Origin of the sequence: Rubrivirga sp. (genome assembly GCF_049648075.1) — a bacterium.
GTDB lineage: Bacteria > Bacteroidota > Rhodothermia > Rhodothermales > Rubricoccaceae > Rubrivirga.
The window spans coordinates 1-1,835 of the sequence record NZ_JBARYR010000317.1 but is presented as its reverse complement, the minus strand read 5'-3'; the positions used below and the strand labels follow the sequence as shown (position 1 = coordinate 1,835).

Here is a 1,835-nt window from a genome sequence, read left to right as displayed (position 1 = left end):
GTCCTCGATGCCGAACGAACGCTGGCGGAGCGGAGCGGCGTTTGCGCCGATCCCGAGGGGCCGACCTCGAGGACGAGGCGAACTCCCGGCCCAGAGGCCGCGCATCGAACTGCCAACCTCGAGCCGTCTCAACAACGTCCCGGCCTCGAGGTCGGATCTTACACGCTCCGACTTCCGACCTCGAATGCTCAAGACCTCGACCGACGGCGCCATCCGCACGCTCACCCTCGATCGTCCCGACGTCCGCAACGCTCTCTCCGCTGATCTGGTCGGTGCGTTGACGGCCGCCCTCGAGGACGCGGGCCGGGACGACAGCGTCCGTGTCGTCGTGATTACCGGAACGGGGCGAGGGTTCTCCGCCGGCGCCGACCTGGCCGCTCTCAAGGCGCTCTCGTCGGCCAGCGCCGAGGCGAATCTGAGGGACTCGGAGCACTTGGCGCGGCTGTTCAAGACGATCTACCAGCTCCCGAAGCCCGTCATCGCCAAGGTCCAAGGCCACGCCATCGCGGGCGGCTGCGGGCTCGCGGCCGTCTGCGACTTCTCGATCGTGGCCGACGGCGTCAAGCTCGGGTTTACCGAGACACGGATCGGGTTCGTGCCGGCCATCGTGTCCGTGTTCGCCGTCCGCAAGCTGGGCGAGGCGGCCGCGCGCGACCTGCTTCTTCGAGGCCGACTGATCGACGCCGATACCGCGGCGGGGATGGGTCTCGTGACCCGCGTCGTCGCACCAGATGATCTCGACCTCGAGGTCGACGCGCTGTGCCGCGAGCTGGCGACGGAGACGAGCGCGAGCGCCATCGCCCTGACCAAGCAGCTCTTGGCCGACGTGCCCTCGATGGGCGTCGCCGAGGGCCTGAGCTACGCGGCCCGTCTCAACGCGCTCGCTCGCGCGACGGACGACTGCAAGGCCGGCGTCAACGCGTTCCTGACCAAGCAGGACCCGCCGTGGAAAACGGCCGCCCTCGAGGGCTAGTAGTCGACCGGTTCGTCGAACTCGTAGATGCGGGCCGAGTCGATCACGTGGCGCATGAACGCGAGCTCGTCGTCGGTGTAGCTCGCGTCTTCGGCGACCCACGTAATGATGCGCCTGGGGTTGAGGTAGAGGTACGGGTATCGCATCGAGGTCGTCTCGAGGACGAAGAACGGGCCGATCAGATGGGCGTCCGGTTCGGGCTCGCCATCGTAGCCCTCGCTAAACCGCAGCGTCACGGCGGCGACCTCGAGGCCGTGTGGCGTTGTGAACCGGTCGGCGAGCTCGGGCAGGGCGCACTCGAAGCCGGGGTCGCAGTCCGGCGTGCATAGCTCGAGGGCGGTCCGCATGGTCGTGACCGCGAGCGTGTCTCGGGGATGCGAGATCCACAGGATGTCGTTCTCCCGGGGCTCTATCAGCCACGGCTCGACGCAGAACAGCGGGCGCTCCTCCCGCTCGAGCAGACTCGAGGTCGAGACCATGTCGCCGTATTCATCGGTGACGCCATACCGCTCGTAGAGCCGGACGGTCGCGAGTGCGCTGGGTGCCCAATGGCCCCCGACGCACCCCTCGATCCGGCGGTCGGCTTTGGCGAACCCGTGCCACCGGTGCATCGCGCTCGGCACCTCGAACACGATGTACGTCGAGTCGTCGAGGGCGATCTCTTGGTCCTTGAGGTCGTCGGCGTCCCAGACGAGCGGCAGCAGGTGCGGCGGTGGGCCGGTGCGCTCACGTTGGGCCGACGCACTCGAGGACGCGATGAGGAGGAGGGCGAGAAGGCGGAGCGTCATGGCGTCGAGGACGAGAAGCGGGCGTGCAGATACGTGCCGCCGGTCCTCGACATACGCGTTCCCGGTACCTTTCG

General features: G+C 68.2%; 2 protein-coding genes. One reads left to right on the top strand and one right to left on the bottom strand.

All coding sequences use genetic code 11. From position 1 onward, the window contains the following. The first annotated feature begins 184 nt into the window (after positions 1-184). A complete protein-coding gene (locus WBA11_RS09385) occupies positions 185-973 on the top strand; it encodes an enoyl-CoA hydratase/isomerase family protein (RefSeq protein ID WP_424520438.1) in 789 nt (262 codons plus the stop codon). On the opposite strand, the gene WBA11_RS09380 is transcribed toward WBA11_RS09385, so the two are convergent. Then, entirely contained in the window at positions 970-1,761 is a 792-nt protein-coding gene (locus WBA11_RS09380) for a hypothetical protein (RefSeq protein ID WP_424520437.1), read from the bottom strand. The two genes, WBA11_RS09385 and WBA11_RS09380, sit on opposite strands and share 4 nt — an antisense overlap. Between the last annotated feature and the right edge of the window lie 74 nt (positions 1,762-1,835).